The sequence below is a fragment of the Aequitasia blattaphilus genome, assembly GCF_024721305.1.
Lineage (GTDB): Bacteria > Bacillota > Clostridia > Lachnospirales > Lachnospiraceae > Aequitasia > Aequitasia blattaphila.
Genome location: NZ_JAMXOD010000012.1, coordinates 1 through 21,967 on the forward strand (window position 1 = coordinate 1; position 21,967 = coordinate 21,967).

A 21,967-nucleotide genomic window follows, 5' to 3' on the forward strand; every position below is an offset into this window, starting at 1 on the left:
GCAGAACTTAGGAACCTGATAAAGCAGTACGACGAGATGTTGAACAAGAATTGGGGACTGGCTACGAAAGAGCAGAAGGCAAGAATTAAGAAGTTGAAAGCGGATGCAACGGTTGCAAAGAATACTGCGGACAAACTAACCGCAGACAATAAGTCTTTTGAGTTATTGGAAGCATTGAATAATGTAATGAGTGGCGGTGATGGTTCTGAGCAAGGTGGTGATAATCAGTGATTGCTTTTAGCGCAAAACAACAGGAAAATATCCGGCAGAGTATTAAAGGGATTACTTTTGAATTAAACGAAGGAACGCCTAGATCAGGAAAGACAACTGCTGATATATTTAAGATGGCAGCGATCTATTTACGGTCTCCGGATCAGAATCATCTTGTGACGGCATATAATCAAGAGCAGGCTTATCGTATGTTTATGGATGGTGACGGTTTTGGATTGGTGCATATCTTTTCCGGATGTGCAGATATAAAACATGACGAGCATGGAGATCATCTTTTGATACATGCGCCTAATGGAGAAAAGAAGATTTATTATAAAGGGGGCGGCAAAGTAAACAGTGTTGGAGCGGTTACAGGTATGTCTCTTGGCACAGTTACTTTTTTAGAGTTTAACTTATTGCATCCTGATTTTATAAATGAGTGCTTCCGACGTACCTTTGCTGCAAAGCAAAGATATCACCTGGGAGAGCAGAACCCGCCGGCACCGAATCATCCGAATCTGGAGCTGCTAAAAAGATTTGAGGATGCAAGAACATATAGGTTCAGGCATTGGAGACCACATGATAATCCAATTCTCACACCGGAACGAAAAGCAGAGCTTAAGGCAGAATTATCTGCAAGTGAATACTTGCTAGATCGGGACTGGTATGGAAAACGGAGAATGCCGGAAGGTGTAATTTATGCCATGTTCTCTGAAAAAAAACATCTTACACGATCAATTAAGGGGAATGTGATAGAAACATTCTTTACCGCGGACGGTGGGCAGGGAGATGCAACCACCTGTGCTTATTGGGTAGTAACCTACAGTATAGAAGATGGAGGATATTTACTGTATCGACTGGCGAATTATTATCACAGTGGAACAGAGACAGGAAATGTAAAGGCTATGTCGATTTATGCTAAAGAGATAAAAATATTTATAGAATGGTGTAAAGAACGTTGGTCGGATTTTCCGCACTGGAATAATTTTTTTGTAGACCCGGCGTGTAAGTCATTACGTGAGGAGTTGCACCTGCTTGGCATCATGACAGATAAGGCTGATAATAATAGCAGTGATAAGATATCCAGCAATGGATTAAAAATAGAAGTTGGAATTGAGAGAGTACAGAACGCATTAACGAAGGGCGTTCTTTTTTTGTACGATATTGAGGATACCTATGATCATTACAATCTCATAAAAGAAATGGGGATGTACGTAAGGACAGCTAATGGAATCCCGGTGGATAAAAACAACCATGCTTGTGATGAATTGCGGTATGGAGTTAATTACTTTACCAAAACATACCTAGTGTAGGAGGATAAGATGTGTTTGAGAGAATCAAAAATTTATTTCGAAAGGGTGGTGCAAAAATGGGATTAGTGGATAGTTTAGGCAGTATCTTAGACCATCCTAAGATTGCAATGCCAAAAGACGAATATGAGAGGATATTAGAGAATAAGAGAATATATACGCAACAGTTCGGAAAGGTTTATTACCTATCCAGTGAGGGAAAGCAGGAGGAGAGAGACTATCATTCTCTTAATGTTGCCAAGATAGCTGCCCGGAAAATGTCAAAACTGATATTCAACGAAGGTTGCGAAATAAAGGCAGATGAAGATAACGCAAATGAATTCCTTGAAAATGTATTCCGGACAAATAAATTTAGAAAGAACTTCGGGGACGAACTGGAAGCAGGATATGCAATTAGTGGCCTTGTATTACGTCCATACGTGGACGGGAATCAAATTAAGATTGCTTATTGCCATGCAGATAGCTTTTTCCCCTTGGAGTCAAATACAAACGATATATCAGAGGCGGCTATCTCGACAGTTACACAGATGGTGGAAGACAAAAAGACGATTTATTATACCCTATTAGAGTTTCATGAGTGGGTGGAGGATGCTTATGTGATATCAAACGAGCTTTATCGCTCTGAGGACAAAGGAAAAGTTGGTATTCGCGTTCCCCTTACCGCTCTTGACAAATATGCAGACTTAGAAGCATCAGTAATCCTAAAAGGCTTTTCACGTCCTTTATTTGTTTACATAAGACTTGCAGGTAAAAACAACGCGAATCTAAACAGCCCACTAGGAGCAGGGATTATTGACAATGGTAAAAAGCAACTATTGGATATAAATGATAAGTACGACCAGTTTATGTGGGAAATTGATAAGGCAGCTTCCAAGATTCTTGCATCAGATCACTTTTTTACGGTCCGGTATGATACAAAAGGCAATCCCATACAAAGGTTTGACAGTAAGACCGATATTTACCAAAGGTTAAAGACAGATGAGCCGTTTATTGATGCATTTGCACCATCATTAAGGGCAACTGAGTACATAGAGAGTATTAACTTTCTTCTTCGTATTTTTGAGATGCAGACGGGATTTAGTGTCGGTACATTTTCCTTTGATGGTGAAACTATAAAGACAGCGACAGAGGTAATTAGTGATAACACTGAGACCTTTTCAACTCGTTCGGACAATGTGCTTATCATAGAGGATGCACTTAAAGAGCTTGTTATCACGATATTTGAGCTTGCAAGGGCTTACGGATTATATGCAAAAGACCCAGGAGATGTGAGCATTGATTTTGACGATGGCGTATTCGTAAGCAAAGAAGCACAGCTTGATTATAACCTTAAGGCGGTACAAGGTGACATGATGCCAATCGTAGAAGCCATAAAGCGTCAGTTTGGTCTTACGGATAAAGAGGCCAAGACCTGGTACAACAACATACAACATGAGCGTTCTGGCTTGGACTACAAGGAAATTGAAGAAAAGGATCATGAGAAAATATACGGGAGTGGTGAATAATGAAAATTACCCCGCACCAAATGGATATATGGACATGGCAGATGGCAGAATTATATGAGTCACTGACTGGGGAAATTATCCGGCTGATTGTTGAGCGCTTAAACAATGACCATACAGATATAAGAGAATGGCATGCAAAGGCATTAAAAGACTTGCATCTGTTTAACAAGGATGTGGCAAAAGAGATTGCCAAGGTAACAGACATCGCAGAGGAAGAGATAAACAGGATGTTTGAGGTTGCCGGCCATTCTTTTGTTGTTGAGATTGATAGCAGTATGCCTTATGACAACCAACCTTATCCCAACAATGTAGACCAAGTAATGAGAGGGTATGCAAAGCAGTGTTGGAGTGAGATTAATAATTATGTCAATCAAACATTAATTAGCACTAACTATGAGTATGGGAGTACAGCGACCAAGGCTTACACAGGAGTCCTAAACCGGACACAGGCAGCTTTTAATACCGGTATGTACACAAGGACAGAAGCCCTTGAAAGAGCAGTGGTTGAATTAGCACAGAAAGGGATACGAAGCACCTTTATAGACAAGGGAGGTCATGCCTGGAGCCTAGAACGTTACGTACAGACAGTTTTAGACTCTACCCTAGCCAATACTTACAACACGATAAGAACCGAGCGTATGGCTGACTATGGCGTCCATACAGTAGTTGTAACAAGTCACATGGGGGCAAGACTTGCATGTAGCCTTATCCAAGGAAATGTTGTGGATATAAGACCCATAGAGCAATTGCCAGAAGGTTCAGAATACCGGAGCTTGTATGACCCATATTGGGGAGCTGACTACGGCGCACCGGGAGGACATAGAGGGTGTAACTGCCAACATGCATGGATACCGTTTATTCCCGGTGTAAACACCAATAACCAGCCAAAGTATGATTTAAAGGAGAATGCCGAAGTTGCCAAGAAACGAACCGAACAACGGAGGTTAGAACGCAGACTGATAGACCTTAAAAAGCGTAAGATGGTTGCGGATGAAATGGGAGACAAGGAAAGTGTGAAACGATGGAATAAATCCATAAAAGCGACCAATAACCGCATGAGAGAGCTTGTGGAAAGCAATAAGTGGTTGTACAGAGATTTAAGCCGTGAAAAAGTCTTTACTCCTTTAGATTTGCTGGTGAAAGACCATGAAAATAGTGCTATAATGAGAACAAAGATAAATCCCGAAAAATTCAACAGACATATTCAAGGCACGAAGGAGTATGAGGACTATTTTGAGAAAAAGACAAAGGCAGGTGGTGCACCTGGTTACTTGACCATAAGCCAAGAAAAAGCACAGATACTTATAGACACTCATGTTGCGTTGCAGAATGCCACGAAACAACGCATTAAAGCAGATTTTGCAGAAGAAATCGGGTATTACGTTGACCAGAAAACCAACAAGGCTTATAAGACAACTAGGGGAACTATACACCTGTCAAAAACAGGTTGTCACATTGCACCGACAAGGCAAAAAGATTGGAGGGAGTAAATGCCAAAAAACATAAATGTATATGATTACGAAAATCATATCGTTCAGATAATCAAAAATGATGGAACCGTAATCACAGGCTTAGTGGATGAATGCGAACTAGAAATAGATAATGACGAAGGAGACGCACTACTTGTGTATGAAAAATGTCAGCATCTACCCTTTAAACCACCGAAGCAATACCCATTAGAACTGGTATTTGTTTCAGACATTAAAGAAATCGACATAATTGAATAAATCTAGCACTTAATCAAATCTGGTTAGGTGCTATTTTTATATACAAAAGCCTCTTATGGGGCTTTTTCTTATGCCCTCCTTTATCCAGGGCGTAATAAATGGGATAACAACAAACTAAGGTGATGCAACCACGTAAAAAGCGTATAGGAGGAAGAAATATGACATTTAAAGAGTATCTATTGAAACAAGGGTTATCTGAGGAACAAGCAGAAGCGATTGTCAGTGGCATGCCTGAGAATAAATTTTATCTGGCAAATGAGGAAAAGCTTGGAGAAAGATACGAGAAACTCAAAGGTCAAAAAGAGCAACTGGAAGAACAGTTACAAACTAATCAAACGGAGCTAAACGCCCTAAAGGAAGCAGCCAAAGGGAACGAAGAACTTACGAAACAGCTTGAAACGCTGCAAGAAAAGTTTAATGAGTCTGAAAAGACCTACCAAGAGGCATTGACGGCAAAGGACATGGACTATGCTTTAAGGCTGGCTATTAAGGATGCAAAAGCCTTAGATGCGGATATCGTATTGGGTCAGATTGACAAAGATACGGTAAAGCTCGTAGACGGGAAACTCCAAGGATTCGAGGAACAATTAAATGGATTGAAAGAAAACAAAGCTTTCTTATTCCAACACGAGGAATCTATTGAGCCAGAGGTTGTACCCCCACAAATCGTTCATAAGGGAAATCCAACAGGTGGAAATTCAACACCTAATGATCCGTTTGAAGCGAAACTCGCAAAATACGAATAAGAAAAAGGAGAATTTATTATGTCAACACACAATCAGAACAAAGCAGCACGTAGTTATCAAAAGCAATTTAAGCAGCTGTTATCGGCAGTTTTTAAGAAGCAAGCATATTTTGCAGACTTTTTTGGAGGTGGGATTGAAGCACTTGATGGAGTGCAGCACAATGATACTGCATTTTATGTAAAAACCTCTGACATTCCTGTCGTGGTGGGAAACGCATATATCAAAGATGCGAATGTAGGTTTCGGATCCGGAACAGGGAAATCCACCCGTTTTGGAGAGAGAAAAGAAATTATCTATCAGGATACACCGGTACCTTATACCTGGGAGTGGGTATTCCACGAAGGAATTGATCGACACACGGTAAATAATGACTTTAATGCAGCTGTTGCAGATAGACTGGATCTTCAGGCACAAGCAAAGGTTCAAAAATTCAATGCACAGCACGGAAAGTTTATTTCCAATGCGGCAGGAAAGTCTATTAATTTGGCGGCGTACACACCGGAGGCAGTACTGACACTCTTCAATGAGCTGTCTAAGTACTATGTAAATATTCAGGCGATTGGCACAAAGGCAGCAAAGGTAAATGCCGATCTCTACAATGCTATTGTAGATCACCCGCTTATGACAACCAGTAAACATTCCACAGCCAATATTGATGAGAATGGTGTTGTTAAATTTAAAGGGTTCTTAATCGAAGAGATGCCGGATGAACTTATGCAGACAGGGGAAGTTGCTTATGCATACATCACTGGAGTAGGTAAGGCATTTACCGGCATCAATACTGCACGTACAATTGAATCCGAGGACTTTGACGGTGTCGCTCTTCAGGGAGCAGGTAAAGCCGGAGAATTTATTCTTGATGACAACAAAAAGGCAGTATCTAAGGTACTATTCACAGGAGCGTAGGAGGTAGGATATGTATAGAGTAGTTAAAATGTTTACAGATATTGAAGATAAAGGTCACAAGTATGATGAGGGGGATACATTCCCCCGGGAAGGCCTTAAAGTGACGAAGGAGCGGTTGGAGATACTGTCAACAAGTAAGAATCTCCAGGGAGTCCCTCTGATTGAAGAGATTTCGGAACCGCTCAAGGAACCGGAACAACCCAAAGAACCCGACACCAAAAATGTAAAAAAGGAGACAAAAACCCTTACAAGAGGAGATAAAGAAGAGGAAGGCAAGTAGTATTCTCTTCCTTAGGAGGAATGACCATGTATTTGACCTATGAAGAGTTCAAAAAGCTGACAAACCGAGATGAAGTAGAAGAACCTGTTTTTGATAGATTCTTACCTAAGGCACAGTCTGTTCTTGATAATCTGACCCGGAACTTTTACCACTTCAATGATATCATACAGGATAATCGATTTCGCTCAACTCAGTTCAAGAAGGCTCTATGCGCTCAGATTCTCTATTTTGTTGAAATGGGCGGAGACACTTATGAGGCTATCAATAAGATGCCTCAGAGCTTTTCCGCTGGCCGGACATCAGTATCTCTTGGGAGCCGATACAATGCCGGAGGTAAAAATGAGTCAAAAGAACTTTTGGCTGAGGATGTGATGCTATATTTAGAGGGTACTGGTTTATTATACCGGGGGGTGATGAGATGAGTGCACCAAAACCACCAGAAGAATTTCTGATTGATGCTTTTCAGTATTGTGAGGTACAGGGGGAAGCTTCTTGGGGAGAAACAATTTATGCAGAGCCGGTCGATATTCAAGTGTGTCGTATTGACCGGGAATCTCGGTATACCTTCGATGGTACAGGTAGGCACCTGCTCTACAATGCGGTAATCTTTTGTTACACTGGTATGTCAACACCTATGCCGGGGTTTAAGGAGATGTCAAAAATCATCTTTGATGAAAAAGAACACATCCTAACGAAGGTAGTACCTATCTACGAGCCTTACACTAAAGAGCTATATTCTTATGAATTGGAAGTGGTCTAATGGGTGTATCAATTAGCATTGATTTGGATGGTGTATCAAAAAAGCTATCCAGGGGTAATTTTAAACGTGGACAATATGCAATGGCGAATCAGATGCTTGCAGACATGAATCAATTTGTGCCGAAAAAGTCAAACACCTTACGGCAAACTGGACGCGTGTCTGGAGATGGTAGTGAGTTGATATGGAGTACTGAGTATGCAGGTATTCAGTTTTACGGTCCTAAGGGCGGAAGAAAGAAGAAACTTACAGATAAGCAACGTAAGTTTATCTTTTGGGCACTCAAGAATAACCCCAAATTGCTTAAGAAAGGTTACTCAACACTTGGTACTGGTCCACGTTGGGATTTAAAAGCGAAAGGACTGTATATGAAAAAATGGGAGCAAGCATTCTTGAAAGGAGCAGGATTTTAAATGGATTTTATGGACAAATTAGTGGAGTCGATTAATCAGATTCCGAACCTTCCTTTGCCAATCCGTAAAGGGTATCTTGGTCCCACGGAATGCATGGTACTCTATCCGCTTCCAGGCGGACAAAAAGCTCAAACCTATATGGATGGGGCAAAGGATATTGAACTAAATTGCGAAATTGCTATGAAGTCTAAAGATGCAGGGAAAATAGACACCTGTCTTTGGCTTGTGGCTGATTTTTTAGAAACAATGGAAACTTTAGAAAGTAAACAGTTTGAATTCAATGATTTAAACATAACGAGCAAGCCATTCATCAACGATGCAGATGAACAAGGTTGGTTCGTTTTTTTATTGGATTTTCAAGCGAACTTAACAACAGGAGGAAAACAATGAGTAGAAAAAAGAATGCCCTAAGGGGTCACTTTATCGCACCTTACACGAACGCAGAAACAAAACCGGCAGATGAAGCTTATTTAGAGCTGGCCAAATGGATTACTAACATTTCAGATGATACCGATGAGGCATCAGATGACTATGCGGATTACGCTGGAGACGGAACCCCATCTACAGATGTTACATCAGTTTCTGAGAAATGGACAGTAGAAGGAACTTATGATCCAGAAGACCCTGCACAGAAATTAATTGCAGGAATGAAGAGAAAACTTGGAGACGACCGTAAGGTATGGCACAAGGTAGTACAGACAGACGGAGTAACAGCAATTGGAGTTGCGACCGTATCGGAAATTAAAGCCGGTTCCGGTGAAGCGTCTGAGTACGAAGCATTTGGTTGCATTTTGAACTATGACCAAATCCCAGAGGAAACAAACACAGGAGCATAAGAAGATAGGAGCGGTAGGGAGAGAGACCTTATCGCTCTTTTTAGGAGGAAAAACAATGGCAATTAAGATTTTAATGGAAAAACCTTATATAGATGTGGAGATTGGGGAGCTGAAATTCAAGTTTGATAAGTCGGATGAGCATATCAAGGAGTTTTATAAAAAACTAAACGGATATCAAAAAACATATCATGAGCTTTTCGATGAAACGGAAGAAGCCAATGAGGAAGCAACGCCAGAAAAGATAGACGCATTAGGAAAGCTGCTTAAAGACGCTCTTGATTCCATGTTGGAAGAAGGTGCCTATGACAAAATCTACGAACTAATTCCGTCAGTGACAAATATTGCGTTTTACTTTTTTGAGTTGTGCTTAGGCATCAAAAAGGAGATTACCGAAGACCCAATGAAAGCTATTGCATCAAAGTATCTGACAAAGTAGGTGATTGTATTGTTTTCACTTGCTTATAAACCAGAAACAGATATTGAGATAGATGGAAAGATATATCCGGTAGATGATTCTTTTGACAATGTAATAAGGCTTATCGACATGCTAAACGATGTCATGGTAGAGCCAGCTTATAAGGTCATTATCGGCTTGCAAATGTTCCTGGGGGATTTAGACGGTGATGAACTCCTTGAAAGGGATTTTAATGAGCTGAACAAGGTGTTTAATCAGCTTATTGAGCTTTTTATCGGCAAAGGTAAGGAAGAAATCAAGTACGACATTGCAGGGAATGAATTACCACAAATGAAAGACCCTGAAGAACGGAACTACTCTTTAAAACATGATGCCGAGTTTATCTACGCCTCTTTTATGCAAGCTTACGGGATTGATTTGATTGAAGAGCAAGGGAAACTGTCATGGACAAAATTTCAAGCCCTTTTATCGGGACTACCAAGTAATACAAAGTTTTCCCAGGTGGTGTCAATCCGGACTTGGAAAAAGCCGAGCAAAAATGAAAAGGAACATACCCGGATGGCGAAACTAAAGGAAATATACAGATTACCGGAAGAGGAAGAAGGTGAGTAAATGGCGGATGGAAAAGTAAAAATAGTCATTAATGTAGATGACAAAGATGCTTCTCGTAGTGTAAACGAAATCTCAAACTCATTCAATGGGCTAGACGGTTCGGCACAGAAAGCTAATTCGGGCATAAAGACTATGACTGTATCACTCTTGGCAGCAAAAGCGGCGGCTAAGGGCTTAGAAATTCTTAAAAGCTCCTTGGATGGGGCGATATCAAGATTTGATACCATGAACCGATTCCCAAAGATGATGCAAAACTTAGGATATTCTGCTTTGGATGCTAAGAATGCGATTAACAAGCTTTCAGATGGCATAGACGGACTTCCAACATCCCTAGATGAAGTGGTGGCATCAGCTCAAAACCTCGCCCTCATCACAGGAGATTTGGAAAGTGCCACAGATACAACAATAGCTCTAAACAATGCTTTCTTGGCTTCTGGTGCATCATCAGTTGATGCAAGTCGTGGATTAACCCAATATGTGCAGATGTTATCATCCGGGAAGGTTGATATGCAGTCGTGGAAGACGTTGTTAGAGACAATGCCTTATGCCCTTACTAAGGTTGCAGAGTCCTTTGGCTTTGTGGGAGAGTCGGCAAAGAATGATCTTTACGCTGCTTTGAGAGATGGAGAAATAACATTTAGTGATTTTAATGCAAAATTAGTTGAGCTTAACGAAGGTATGGGAGGATTCGCAGAGCTAGCAAGAGTAAACTCTGAGGGTATCGCTACATCCTTTAAAAACATTAAAACCGCAGTAACAAAAGGTGTTACGGATGTTATTACGGCGTTTGACAAGATGGTAACAACAATGACGGGAAAGAATATAGCACAGAATCTTAATTCCTTGAAGGGAACCATTAATGATGTATTCAAGGGTGTGGCGAAAAGCGTAGAGTTTGCTGGAAAAGCATTTGTTGCGCTTACGCCAGCCATCAAAGGGGCAACCGCTGGACTGATCGCATTTAAGGCGGCTATGACAATAGATAGTGTTGTGAGAAAAGTAAGTACCGCACTTGAAATTGCTAATAGCGCACTTATGACTGCTGACCTTGTAACAGGAAGCTACACGGTTGTTTTAAGCTCAAGAGCAGCAGCTCAAGCAGCTGCAACAAAGGCAACAGAAAGAGACACAGCTATGCAACTAGCGAATAATGGAGTTATCACAACCAAAACATTACTTATAGGTGTCTTGACGGGGCAAATAGGCATTGTAACAGCAGCAACAAGCTTGTGGAATGATGTAATGCTTGCAAACCCTGCTATAGCTACGGCGGCAGCGTTAGCCGTTTTAGTGGGCGGCGTAATGGCTCTAGACAAAGTGATAATGAGTAACAATGATAATTTGAGAAAGATGCGGGAAGAGCATGAGGAGCTAATCAGCTCATCAAATGAATTATTGAAAAGTACAGAGTCAAATCAAAAAGCTAGAAAAGAGCAATTATCAGATATTGATAATGAGTCACAAGCGTATAACAAGTTAGCAAGTCAAGTTGTTTCGTTGGCAAAAGATGTGAAAAATGGCTCGGGGAGTTTGGAAGAATTACAAAGTGTTATAAACACTCTTAACAGCTCGGTAGATGGATTGAATCTAGCTTATGATTCGGTAAGCGGAACGTTGAATAAAACAGAAGGGGAAATACGGGCACAAATATCGGCATGGAAAGATTTAGCAGAGGCACAGGCAGCACAAGAAATGCTTGTCGAAGCCACGAAAGAGCAAATTGCTATCGAGAATCAATTGAACGAGGTGAAAGAGAAAACAAAAGGTATTAGCAAAGAAGAAAAAGAGGGAATACTTGAGTATTCGAAGATTCGTCAACTTTATTCGCAGCAACAAGTAGATGCAGTTGAGAAAGAATCGGAACTCCAAGAGGCGTATCGAAAAAGCGGTGACGAAATCGAGCTACTAACAGGACGTATGGAATCAAGCCTTGTTGAACAACAACAAACCACAGATGCCACAACAGGGCAAATGGTTTCATCCTATGACAAATTGTCAGATGGTGCTAAAAGCGCTGTAGACGATATAACATCGGCTTATCAGGACTTGTATACACAGTCATCCGATATGTTTGACCAGATTTCGATAAAGTCAGCGCAATCAATGGATGAAATGATACAGAACCTACAATTTAACCAACAGGCAATGCTAGACTGGTCGACAAATATACAAACTCTTGCACAAAGAGCAGCAGATTTAGGACTCGACCAAGGGTTTGTGCAGCGTATGAGAGAACTAGGTCCAGAATATGCTCAGCATGTGGCTACAATGGTTGGTGCGACAGATGAAGAATTATCCACATTATCAAATCAATTTTCGCTTGCTGGTGATCATGCCGATGTAGCATTAAAAGAAAAAATAGGTGGTATAGACTTAGCACCTGAAATTGAAGCAATGGCCAAAACAATTCCTGAGACATTAGCCTCAACGGTTGCAGCGGCGGATTTTAGCGGAATAGGGCAAGGTGTGTCTGAAAAAGTGGCTACGTCCGTTACAGAAAATCAAGAAGCTGTTGACACTGCAGGTACCGAAATGGTGCAGGGGTTTGAGACGGCGGCAACTACCGCAGTTGAAAGTTCTGAGATAGGAACAACTGTTGCAACAGGCATAACCGAAAAGGTTCAGACTTCAATGGCAGAGAGCCAAGAATCTATGAAAATGCTTGGAACAACTATGGTAACAACCATCTTAGGTGCAATAGTAGAAGCCATTGGCATTGCAAACTTTGCTATTGTTGGAACACAGGTTACACAGAAGATAAATGAAGGATTTACCGAGAGTACTGGATTTGAAGGAGTAGGAACTACAGTTGTACAAAAAATAACAACCGATATTAACACAGCTGTGGCGGCAGCTGATTACAGCGCTATGGGAATGTCTGTCATGACCCAGGTTGTCCAAGCCGTGAACTTGGCTATGGCAACAGCCGATTTCAGTTTAACGGGACAAAATATTGTCATTGGTATAAATAATGGTGTGCTGTCACAACAGGGAATCCTCACAGGAACAATCCAAAGCATGATGTCTATGATAAACATGTCATTCCAAGTGGGGTTGGCAAATATAAACATGGTGAGTGCTATGGCATTTACAATGTTTGTTGCAACAACAAGAACGAATATGGCACAGGCAAACGCAGCAACGAATAGCGGAATGCAGACTATGCAAACGACGTTTAGAGTTGGGTTTGCTACAAGTACGGCAGTGGCAAATTCTGGGATGAATAGTTTTAGAAATGCCGTTTCAAACGGTATGAACGCTTCCGTATCCGCCACAAGGAGCGGTTGTGGCAGCATGACCTCTATTGTATCAAGCTTAGAATCTGCCTTTTACTCTTATGGATTAAATGCGGGTTATGGACTTGCGAGAGGAATAAGTGCTGGAGGGGACGCAGCTATTGCCGCAGCACAAAGCATTGCCGACCGTGTAAAGGCAACTATTCAAGCGGCTATGGATATTCATTCACCGTCACGGTGGATGCGTGATTTTATTGCCAAAAACATGATGCTTGGATGGGCTGATGGGTTTGATAAGTATGCCAAATATCCAGAACTTGCACTTGCAGGAGTGGCAGAAAATGTTGTATTGCCAGCTCTAAATGCTGAGAAGTTACTCGGAAACAGGGTGTCAGCTATGGTTGGGACAAATACAACAAATAATTATTACAACAGGCAAAATAATGAGTCCCCGCAATATATTGTAGTGGAAAACGTCCTTGAGATGAATGACGAAGTTGTTGGAAGAAATACAGCAACAATTGTTAAACAAACGAATGATAGAAGGGACTATATAAGAAAAAAAGTAAGGGGTGAAGCATAATGAATCTATCCGTAAAATTTGATGGTCATGAGTTATCGGATTTTTTAACAGTTATATCTGGTTTTGAGCGAGGTATCGGGACAAGTCGAGATGTGGAGCTCCTTAAGATTGGAAACAGTAGAGGTGGAAGTTTTGTATCTTCCACGAAGGAAGAAGCACAATTTTCTATGCCGTTTAAACTACGCTATGATTTGATTGCCAAACGTAGAGCTCTTGCGAAAATATTAGATGTTAAGGAACCGAAGAAACTGGTTTTTGGTGATGAACCGGACAAGTATTACTTAGCAATTCCAACCGGTGACGTAAACGTCGAAGAAAATAATTTTCTTGGTATTGGAACTATCACATGGCTTGTTCCGGACGGCTTGGCACATTCCACGACTATTAAGTCTTTTACAGCTACAACTAGCGGAGGGAAAACGACAGTAAAAATAAAGAATGAAGGTACTGAAGAGGTGCCAGTTACATTTAGAATTAAACATGGCAACCAGGACAATGGTTACGTAGGTGTTGTATCCGCGCATGGGGCTATGCAGTTTGGGAAAATCGATGAAAAAGATGGACAAACCTATACAGCGAATGAAAGGCTGATAAATGGCGGCATAGGCTCTTGGCCAAGATATACGGGTCAGAATCCCCAGGATAAAGTAAATAAATCTACAAACGGCACTTTGTCTGAGATTACATCAAATAACCGCAAGTTCCTGTCTTTGACTTCCCCGGGTTCTGGTGGTGGCTGGTGGAATGGTGGCATGAAAATGCAAACTATACCGCCGGACAGTAATGGCAAAGTTGGTGCAGTGAATTTTTATGCATGGTTCAGATTTTGGTTCGAAGCGGGACTGATGGGGCAAACAGGATGTGTCAATGTTGATTTTTTCACAGCTGATGATAAATTGATAGCTGGGTATTTTGTTGCCAAAGATGACCGATCAGGCAACACTGGTCGTTGCACGTTTTATGTGGGTGGAAATAACCCCCGTACAGTAAAAGAATGGACGTTTACGGCGAGTAGCAAGACTACCGAAAACTCATTCGATATTACTCGAGGTCCAACCGATTTACGTAAGAGTGGCGATAAGCTAACTTTTTATTACTGGGGCGTTCAATACACATATACCGTCCCCGAAATAAAGAGCTGGGAATGTGCCAAGATAGGTCTTTATATTGGACAGCATAATGATAGGGCATTAGATAGCACGTTTATAACGAGACACTATTTGGAGACCACGAACTTCCAATTTACTAAAGTGGGAGTAAGTAAGTGGCGAGACGTCCCGAACCGATATGCAGCAGGTAGTGAGCTTGTAATTGATGGTAATACCACAAAACTTTATGTAAATGGGATACCGGCAATAGATGACGAGGTGAAGGGAACGCAATATTTTAAGATTCCACCAGGTGAAACTACGGTGGAATTTTTTAAATCTTCGTTCGGTGTGTTCGACAAGATAACCGCAGAAATAAGGGAGGCATGGGTGTGATGGAAAACGTAAGAATAATGGTGAGAGACAGTATAGATAGCCAAACCTTGACGGTATTAGATAATTCGGCGGTTGATACATTGCATTATACAAATGATACATTAACAAGATTCATCGAGGGTGATGCCAGTGTGCTCACTCTTGATGTTTTAAAGACAAATGATGACATTAAGCATCTAGCGGTTGGTAATAAGCTGGCGTTTGTGTGGCGTAAGAAAGACTACTGGATGACTATATCCAACACAGAAGAGAATGAGCAAAAGATAACACTTACTGCTTATTCTCTCTTTTTGGAACTAAATAACGAGGAGCAGGGTGCATACAAGGCTCCAAAAGCTATGAGTTTTGCCGAGTACGTGGCAATTTTTGATCCAGAGAGAACATTAAAGATTAATGTAAACGAGGTGTCTGATAAGCGCATTACTCATGAATGGACAGGAGACCAGAATACCTTGGGGCGACTGTACTCAGTTGCGAATGTATTTGATGCAGAAATAGAGTTTGTCACAATCCTAAATCCGGATTATTCGTTGAAAGAAAATAGGATGAATGTTTATCGAAAACACGATGAGAATAATCAGGGCATGGGTATCGATAGAACCAGTGTGACATTAAGGCTTGGAAAAGAAATAAAGGCAATATCAAAGAGAGAAAGCATTGACGAACTGTATACTGCTATTACGGCAACAGGGAAAAACGATTTATATCTAATCGGATATAATATGCCTCCCAAGTATGATAAATATGGGAACCTTGAATACGTCTTAGAAAACGGAGTAATTCTCGCAGTGCAGGCTAGAAACAGATATCCATCTTCTGTTAATTCGACAAATGACAGGTACATTAATAAAGGATTTAAGACAGAGTATACTTCACAGGCTGCTTTGTGCGGAGCTGCACTAGCAGAACTGAAAAAGAATTGTGTTCCAGAGGTGGAATATGAGGTTGATGGATATTTTGACACGAATCCTGGAGATACGGTAACAATAGAAAATAATCAATTCAACCCTATTTTAATTATTGAAGCTAGAGTGTCCGAACAGACAGAGAGCTTTACAACGCCATCGAAAAACAGGACTACTTTTTCCAACTTTAAAAATATTGGCAGCCAGATATCACAATCTTTGATTAATCGCATGGAAGCACTAATTGCTGCCAATAAGCAGTATGAATACCAGATTATATCCAGCAACGGAACAGTGTTTAAAAACAGTGTAGGGAAGACAACTTTAACTGCAAGGGTTTTGGATGGTGTAACAGAAATAACAAATAAGGCAACCATAGAGTGGTATCAAGATGGACAATATATTGCGACAGGTAAAAGTATATCTATTGAGGCTAAACACATAGATGAAAAGAGCGTATTTCGATATGAATCCACCTACAAACAAGCGTCGGGGGGATATGAGGTTACAGTAACAAATGTCAACGATGGGAAAAGTAGATACACTTACAAAATTGAAGCTAGTGACGGTCTCATATTCTACAACGGAAGAGGGGAGACAACTCTTACGGCAAAAATATATGATGGTAAAACAGATATCACCAGTCAAGTCGATAAACTAAAGTGGTATAGAAAAGGCTATGAAACTAGCACTAGTGATGAACTAGAGTTGACGTGGACTGAACATGCCTCGAATATACTTATAGAAGATGTGAGGATTAAGTATGCCGCTGAGATAATGGGCGAATATGGGGAGTGCGAGGTGCTGGTTCGAAGTTTAGTGATGAATACCAAATTAGAAAAAATCGAAATTTATTATGGTATCTCATCTAATTCGAGTACGGTGCCTACCGAATGGACAGTAGGATCCCGGTATGACATTCCTACTCCCTATGTGTGCTTGTGGAGCGAAATAGTATTTAAGTACAACGATAAATGGTCTGTGACATCTAAACCAATACTAATAGATACATACAACAGTACTAGGGGATACGCGGTCGATATTCAGCAATTTGGGCTCATCCGAAGTTTGTCGACGGGAACGCCGCTGAAAACAGACCCTTTGTGGAACAAATGTAGTTATGGCACCAATCGAGGTTACGACTACTGGTATTACAACATAATCGTGTACCAGAAGCAGGCATCGACAACAAGCACAATAAGAAAGTTGTGGAAGCAAGAGCCTTGGATGATACCATCGGATGAAGATAATCCCTACATTTACCCAGCGCCATCGGACGAAAAAACATTCTATGCAATCTGTTACACTGAGGCAACGGCAACTTATAAAGGAATTGATATCCCAACAACAATAGATTTGCTTCCTGGAAGCATACTTACCGTACTTTTTGCCCAGGGTAACACAGCCGTGAATATATATCTTGATGTCAAGGGAATGAACTCAGTATCATCATCACCTATCTATAAAAATGCTTCACAAATTTCGGCAAGCAATACGCTCCAATTAGAGGTAAACTCGATTGTGCAGTTGGTATATACCGGAACATATTTCGAAGCCATAACTTCAAGTGCTAATAATACTAATTATCCACCAGTAGGCTCAATAGAAATAACCACAGGATACAACCCTCAGGAACGTTATCCAGGTACTACATGGTCGAGGTATGCCGAAGGAAGAATGTTATTAGGTGCGAGTAGCTCAACGGCGGCTGGCACAACAGGAGGTTCTTCTACACACTCCCATACGATTAGTGTTGCCAACAATGCTGCAGCTAATACTGGCACAGGCGGCGCGGGTAATACTGGCTCCACAGCTATTACGGCAGCACAGATGCCTGGACATACCCACACTATACCAGTAAAGAGTTCCAGTACGGAGAGCTCTACTGCTGGAGCATGGGTTCCTGGTAATGCATTTAACGGTAGATTAGTTGTTAGTGGCGGGACAGGGTTCACTTCCAGTTCGACAGGGTCTGGAAGCGGGCATACCCATACAACGCCCGGACACACTCATTCTGTACCTGTACATAAACATACCGCTAGTTCGGATTCAAAAAACCAGTTACCGCCATATATTGCGGCAGCTATATGGGTAAGGACTGCATAAATGTAACTCGTTAACCAACACCTAGGCGGGTGTTATTTTTTTGAAAAAGAAGGTGAGGTAAATGAAGAAAATGGATAAGATTAAGATTTTAGTAACAAGTGTTTTGGCTTTCGTATCAAGCATGCTAGGGGTTTTGTTTGTTCCAGTATGTTTGTTAGTCCTATGTAATGTAATCGACTATGTTACTGGGCTTTGGGCGAGTCCGAGTCGTGACGAAAAGATATCGTCCTACAAAAGTATGAAGGGTATCGTGAAAAAGGTGTGTATGTGGCTGTTAGTGGTAGTTGGGGCTATATTAGACCAGCTAATCATATATGCAGTGGCTACCGCCGGATATCGCATACCATTTGATTTTGCAGTGGCTTGTATAGTTGCCATATGGCTAATCTGTAATGAGTTGATAAGCATTTTAGAGAACATAGGTGATATAGGAACACCATTGCCACCGTTTTTGCTTAAGCTGGTTAAATACGTACAAGACCAGACAGAGAGCAAAATAGAAACAACAGATAATCAGGAGCATCCGTAGAGGGTGCTCTTTTTTGGAAGGAGAATTTTTATCATGGCAAAAGTATTTGTTATAACGGGTCACGGGGGTGTAGATTCTGGTGCTTCCGGATTTGGATTTACAGAGGCAGAAAGAATAAGGGCATTAGCAGCTCGCATGAAGGCATTGGGGGGCGCAGATGTCACGATAGGGGATACCAGCATCGATTATTATTCAACAGGTGCTATATCTAATCTTAATTTGCCTGCAGGGACTCAGATTGTAGAATTGCATTTAGATGCAGCCAGTAGCACTGCAAGAGGCGGGCATGTAATTATAAAGCCTGGGCTTACTCCAGACGCGATAGACAATGCAATCGCAGACTTTATATCAGGGTACTTTCAGGGGAGGTCTAACAAGATTGTAAACCAAGCACTTTCTAATGCGGATAGGGCAGCGGCAAAAGGGTATCCTTACAGATTAGTGGAGTGCTGCTTCATTACAAACCATGCAGATCTCACAAAGTTTAACAACAATTTAGATGCGATTGCGAGAGGTTTGCTAAATGCAATGGGGATTAAAACGGAAGAAGTAAAGAAGACAGGATGGGAACAGGTCGGTAAGAAGTGGAAATATAAAAAGAACGGTAAGTATGTGGTAAATGATTGGGTATCTGATAAAGGTGCTTGGTACTTCATTGGCGCTGATGGATTTATGATGACCGGGTGGATTAAAACAAGCGGAAAATGGTACTATCTCAATCCGGTATCGGGCAAAAAACACCACGATGGAAAGACTTATAAAGAGGGGCAGATGGTTACTGGTTGGCTTTATGATGCCAAGAGATGGTTTTACCTTTCTACTAAGTATGATGATGCAAACGGCATCGTGCTAGGGGCTATGATTGTAGGTCTGTACGTTGTTGCAGGTATCGCATACTACTTCTGTCCGGCAGCACGAACAAAGGAATTAAAAGTTGCAGAAGGGCAGATGGTAACTGGTAAGGTTGCGATTAATTGTAACTTTAATTCATCGGGTGGTCTCATTATGAAGCAATAATCACTCAAGGCTCCTCTGACCGGGGAGCCTTGTTTTTCGTTATTCAGCATTATTAACTTGCTCACAGAATTCCAACATCATTTTGGTGATTTGGCCAGCTTGACTTACACCAGCTTTTTCACAAGCGTCGGCAAAGTCGGCAACGATTTCTTTTTTTAGCTTGTAGGATTTGCTAATATATCCAGCTTTGGCATTCCACTTATCTTGAGGTCTAATTTTCTTTTCGTCCATTTTTATCCCTCCAGACTTTGTAGATGCGACCAGCAATAAATCCAACAATGACCGCTATAATAATGATTGTAATTGTACGCATGTTGTTTAAAATGACTAAGTGTGTTATATTTATTATATGGAAGGGCTTTCGCCCCTCCATTGGCTAGTTGAGTAGCCTGTCGATTATCATTAAGATAATCCCTGTGAAGAGTCCAGCGACGATTTCAACCACAATTTGAATCCAGTCGATATGGCTCTTCTTTTTGTGTTTCTTTTTCTTCTTAGCCATTTATTACCTCCTTTCTATGTTTTAATTATAGCATACGGTGCACCGTATGTCAATAAATATTTGCAGAAAATTGTTAATCTAAAGAAATCTTTACAGCGCATATAAAATACTCGGTTGTAACGCATAGTAACCGATTCGTCTGTAGTTTTGTCTGCCCCATTGTCAAGAGACGCCTTTTTAAAGCGTCTCTTATTTTTTGTGTTGCCTTGTGTTGCATTGCTGTCTGAGAGTGATATAATGAAGGAGCGTTTCGATCTGCTCCCTTATGGAATAATTGAATTGGTATAAAAGATATGAAATAAGGAAATTTGACATGTCAGAATATAGAGAGTTGGAAAATAAATATAGTAAAGAATATAAGCGTTCTACCTGGGATATGGCAATTGGTCTTCAAGCCGTAGATGAGTTGGAACCGAGTGAGTATCTCCAGAAAATATACAAATTATGAAAAAGGGATTAGGAATGATAATAAGTATCTTGAACTGTTTTTTGAAAACCTTATGTTAAAGAAAGAGAATGTTCTAAAAAGCAGAGATTTGATTTTGCCAGAAGTACTGGTGGAAATAAAGAAATAAAAAGGAGTATTTAAGATGGCTGTAACATCACAACAAATTGCCGATGCAGCAGGTGTTTCAAGGGCGACTGTAGATCGTGCACTGAAAGATCGGGGGCGGGTGCGCCCAGAGGTGGCAGAGAGAATCAAGAAAATTGCAAAAGAGATGGGTTATCATCCAAATCAAGCAGCAAGGATGTTGGCGCTTTCAAAACAACATTTTAAAATAGGTGTCCTATTATCGTCCATGCAAACTCCTTTTATGCAAGAGGTATTAAAAGGCGTTCGTGATGCAAAAGAAGAAGTTGAAAAAAAAGGTGTAATCATTGAGATTAGAACGACTTATGGTAAAGATGTGCATCAGACGATAGCGGCACTTGATGAGTTAAAGCAAGTAGGAGTTAGAGGTATAGCGCTTGTTCCTACGGATGATGAAAAGGTAAAGAAGAAAATCAATCAGTTAACGGAAGAAGACAACATTTCAGTTGTAACTCTAAATGCTGATGTGTCAAAAAGTAAACGGATTTGTTTTGTAGGGCAGGACAATAACAAAGCTGGAAGAACAGCGGCTGGTCTTATGGCAGAATGTTTGCCAGCCAACAGTCAGGTCTGTGTCATTGGAGGATTAGAGCTCAATCCAGCTATTCCAAGCCGGACAAATGGTTTTATTGAGGGCTTAAGGGGAATTCGACCGGATATTGAAATTGTTGATTCTTTATATGTTACAAACGAAAATGATAATAAAGAATCGGAAAAAATTGCATTGAAAATGATTGAGAAATATCCTGATTTAGGAGGAGTATATGTCAGTCCGCCAGTGGTCTTAGGCGTATGCAGGGCTATGCGAAAGAAACGTGTAGATAAGAAGATAAAGTTGATATCTCATGATTTGCTGCAGGAGAATCTCAAACAGTTAGAGGAAGGAACAATAAATTTTTTAATTGGTCAAGAAGGATATATGCAGGGATATGAGCCAATTATGATTCTCTTTAGACTATTGGTTGAAGAGCGAAATCCAGAAAAGGAATTCGAGTATACCAGCATAATAATCAAAAATAGATTCAATATATAACCAACAAATAACAAAAATAAACCAGAACATAACCAACAGTATACAAAACAACTAATTTAAAGTGTGTAAATTAAAGAAAATCGGATGAATTTTCTACAATTTGCACACTTTTTTTGTTTTTTAATTAACAATTTGGTGATATTCACAAAAATGCAAAGGTAAGATTAGTTAAATAACACATTGCGTTCACGTGACCGCAAATGCTACTATTAGACAAACAAAAGAAGCTTTGGATTATAAGTCCAAGAAAATTATAGGAGGAT

The 21,967-nt window shown here is 40.7% G+C and carries 23 protein-coding genes and 1 pseudogene; 22 read left to right on the forward strand and 2 right to left on the reverse strand.

The window, feature by feature from the left end:
* The 20 genes and pseudogenes from NHH15_RS09185 to NHH15_RS09280 form a co-directional block, all read left to right on the forward strand.
* A pseudogene (locus NHH15_RS09185) lies at window positions 1–231 on the forward strand (hypothetical protein); the annotation flags it as partial.
* Window positions 228–1,523, forward strand: coding sequence for a PBSX family phage terminase large subunit (locus tag NHH15_RS09190; RefSeq protein WP_262066368.1), 1,296 nt, complete (start codon window positions 228–230; stop codon window positions 1,521–1,523). The pseudogene NHH15_RS09185 and the gene NHH15_RS09190, both read left to right, overlap by 4 nt.
* Window positions 1,524–1,534: 11 nt before the next feature.
* Window positions 1,535–3,025: a phage portal protein gene (locus NHH15_RS09195; RefSeq protein ID WP_262066369.1), complete on the forward strand. Its 1,491-nt coding sequence runs from the start codon at window positions 1,535–1,537 to the stop codon at window positions 3,023–3,025.
* Complete coding sequence (locus tag NHH15_RS09200) at window positions 3,025–4,515, forward strand: phage minor capsid protein (protein ID WP_262066370.1); 1,491 nt, start codon at window positions 3,025–3,027, stop codon at window positions 4,513–4,515. The genes NHH15_RS09195 and NHH15_RS09200 overlap by 1 nt, the downstream gene beginning before the upstream one ends.
* Window positions 4,516–4,752, forward strand: a complete 237-nt coding sequence (locus tag NHH15_RS09205; RefSeq protein ID WP_262066371.1) for a hypothetical protein — start codon at window positions 4,516–4,518, stop codon at window positions 4,750–4,752.
* A gap of 158 nt (window positions 4,753–4,910) precedes the next feature.
* Window positions 4,911–5,498, forward strand: coding sequence for a phage scaffolding protein (locus NHH15_RS09210; RefSeq protein ID WP_262066372.1), 588 nt, complete (start codon window positions 4,911–4,913; stop codon window positions 5,496–5,498).
* Between the two features lie 18 nt (window positions 5,499–5,516).
* Window positions 5,517–6,404: a hypothetical protein gene (locus NHH15_RS09215; RefSeq protein WP_262066373.1), complete on the forward strand. Its 888-nt coding sequence runs from the start codon at window positions 5,517–5,519 to the stop codon at window positions 6,402–6,404.
* 10 nt (window positions 6,405–6,414) lie between these two features.
* On the forward strand, window positions 6,415–6,684 hold the full coding sequence (locus NHH15_RS09220; protein ID WP_262066374.1) for a hypothetical protein: 270 nt from the start codon (window positions 6,415–6,417) through the stop codon (window positions 6,682–6,684).
* Between the two features lie 26 nt (window positions 6,685–6,710).
* The gene (locus NHH15_RS09225) at window positions 6,711–7,106 is read left to right on the forward strand and encodes a head-tail connector protein (RefSeq protein WP_262066375.1); all 396 of its coding nucleotides are present in this window, start codon (window positions 6,711–6,713) and stop codon (window positions 7,104–7,106) included.
* Window positions 7,103–7,444 carry a minor capsid protein gene (locus NHH15_RS09230; RefSeq protein ID WP_262066376.1) on the forward strand — a complete coding sequence of 114 codons (342 nt, stop codon included), beginning with the start codon at window positions 7,103–7,105 and terminating at the stop codon, window positions 7,442–7,444. The genes NHH15_RS09225 and NHH15_RS09230 overlap by 4 nt, the downstream gene beginning before the upstream one ends.
* Complete coding sequence (locus NHH15_RS09235; protein ID WP_262066377.1) at window positions 7,444–7,854, forward strand: minor capsid protein; 411 nt, start codon at window positions 7,444–7,446, stop codon at window positions 7,852–7,854. Before NHH15_RS09230 ends, NHH15_RS09235 begins: the two co-directional genes overlap by 1 nt.
* The gene (locus tag NHH15_RS09240) at window positions 7,855–8,244 is read left to right on the forward strand and encodes a minor capsid protein (RefSeq protein ID WP_262066378.1); all 390 of its coding nucleotides are present in this window, start codon (window positions 7,855–7,857) and stop codon (window positions 8,242–8,244) included.
* Window positions 8,241–8,690, forward strand: a complete 450-nt coding sequence (locus NHH15_RS09245) for a phage tail tube protein (protein WP_262066379.1) — start codon at window positions 8,241–8,243, stop codon at window positions 8,688–8,690. The genes NHH15_RS09240 and NHH15_RS09245 overlap by 4 nt, the downstream gene beginning before the upstream one ends.
* 55 nt (window positions 8,691–8,745) lie before the next feature.
* Complete coding sequence (locus NHH15_RS09250) at window positions 8,746–9,126, forward strand: hypothetical protein (protein WP_262066380.1); 381 nt, start codon at window positions 8,746–8,748, stop codon at window positions 9,124–9,126.
* A gap of 9 nt (window positions 9,127–9,135) precedes the next feature.
* Window positions 9,136–9,717, forward strand: a complete 582-nt coding sequence (locus NHH15_RS09255) for a bacteriophage Gp15 family protein (RefSeq protein ID WP_262066381.1) — start codon at window positions 9,136–9,138, stop codon at window positions 9,715–9,717.
* Entirely contained in the window at window positions 9,718–13,536 is a 3,819-nt protein-coding gene (locus NHH15_RS09260) for a tape measure protein (protein WP_262066382.1), read from the forward strand.
* Window positions 13,536–15,020, forward strand: coding sequence for a distal tail protein Dit (locus NHH15_RS09265; protein WP_262066383.1), 1,485 nt, complete (start codon window positions 13,536–13,538; stop codon window positions 15,018–15,020). The genes NHH15_RS09260 and NHH15_RS09265 overlap by 1 nt, the downstream gene beginning before the upstream one ends.
* Window positions 15,020–18,031, forward strand: coding sequence for a phage tail protein (locus tag NHH15_RS09270; protein WP_262066384.1), 3,012 nt, complete (start codon window positions 15,020–15,022; stop codon window positions 18,029–18,031). The genes NHH15_RS09265 and NHH15_RS09270 overlap by 1 nt, the downstream gene beginning before the upstream one ends.
* A 61-nt stretch (window positions 18,032–18,092) precedes the next feature.
* The gene (locus NHH15_RS09275) at window positions 18,093–18,560 is read left to right on the forward strand and encodes a phage holin family protein (RefSeq protein ID WP_262066385.1); all 468 of its coding nucleotides are present in this window, start codon (window positions 18,093–18,095) and stop codon (window positions 18,558–18,560) included.
* A 33-nt stretch (window positions 18,561–18,593) separates the two neighbouring features.
* On the forward strand, window positions 18,594–19,577 hold the full coding sequence (locus NHH15_RS09280; RefSeq protein ID WP_262066386.1) for an N-acetylmuramoyl-L-alanine amidase: 984 nt from the start codon (window positions 18,594–18,596) through the stop codon (window positions 19,575–19,577).
* A gap of 39 nt (window positions 19,578–19,616) precedes the next feature.
* Here NHH15_RS09280 and NHH15_RS09285 read toward each other — a convergent pair whose 3' ends face one another.
* Together NHH15_RS09285 and NHH15_RS09290 are read right to left on the reverse strand one after the other, a co-directional pair.
* The gene (locus tag NHH15_RS09285) at window positions 19,617–19,808 is read right to left on the reverse strand and encodes a hypothetical protein (protein WP_262066387.1); all 192 of its coding nucleotides are present in this window, start codon (window positions 19,806–19,808) and stop codon (window positions 19,617–19,619) included.
* Between the two features lie 145 nt (window positions 19,809–19,953).
* Window positions 19,954–20,079, reverse strand: a complete 126-nt coding sequence (locus NHH15_RS09290) for a hypothetical protein (RefSeq protein WP_262066388.1) — start codon at window positions 20,077–20,079, stop codon at window positions 19,954–19,956.
* A 313-nt stretch (window positions 20,080–20,392) separates the two neighbouring features.
* Here NHH15_RS09290 and NHH15_RS09295 point away from each other — a divergent pair, with 313 nt between their 5' ends.
* Together NHH15_RS09295 and NHH15_RS09300 are read left to right on the forward strand one after the other, a co-directional pair.
* Window positions 20,393–20,527 (forward strand): hypothetical protein, encoded by a 135-nt coding sequence (locus NHH15_RS09295; protein ID WP_262066389.1) that lies wholly within the window; start codon window positions 20,393–20,395, stop codon window positions 20,525–20,527.
* A 142-nt stretch (window positions 20,528–20,669) separates the two neighbouring features.
* Complete coding sequence (locus tag NHH15_RS09300; RefSeq protein ID WP_262066390.1) at window positions 20,670–21,704, forward strand: LacI family DNA-binding transcriptional regulator; 1,035 nt, start codon at window positions 20,670–20,672, stop codon at window positions 21,702–21,704.
* Window positions 21,705–21,967: the final 263 nt, after the last annotated feature.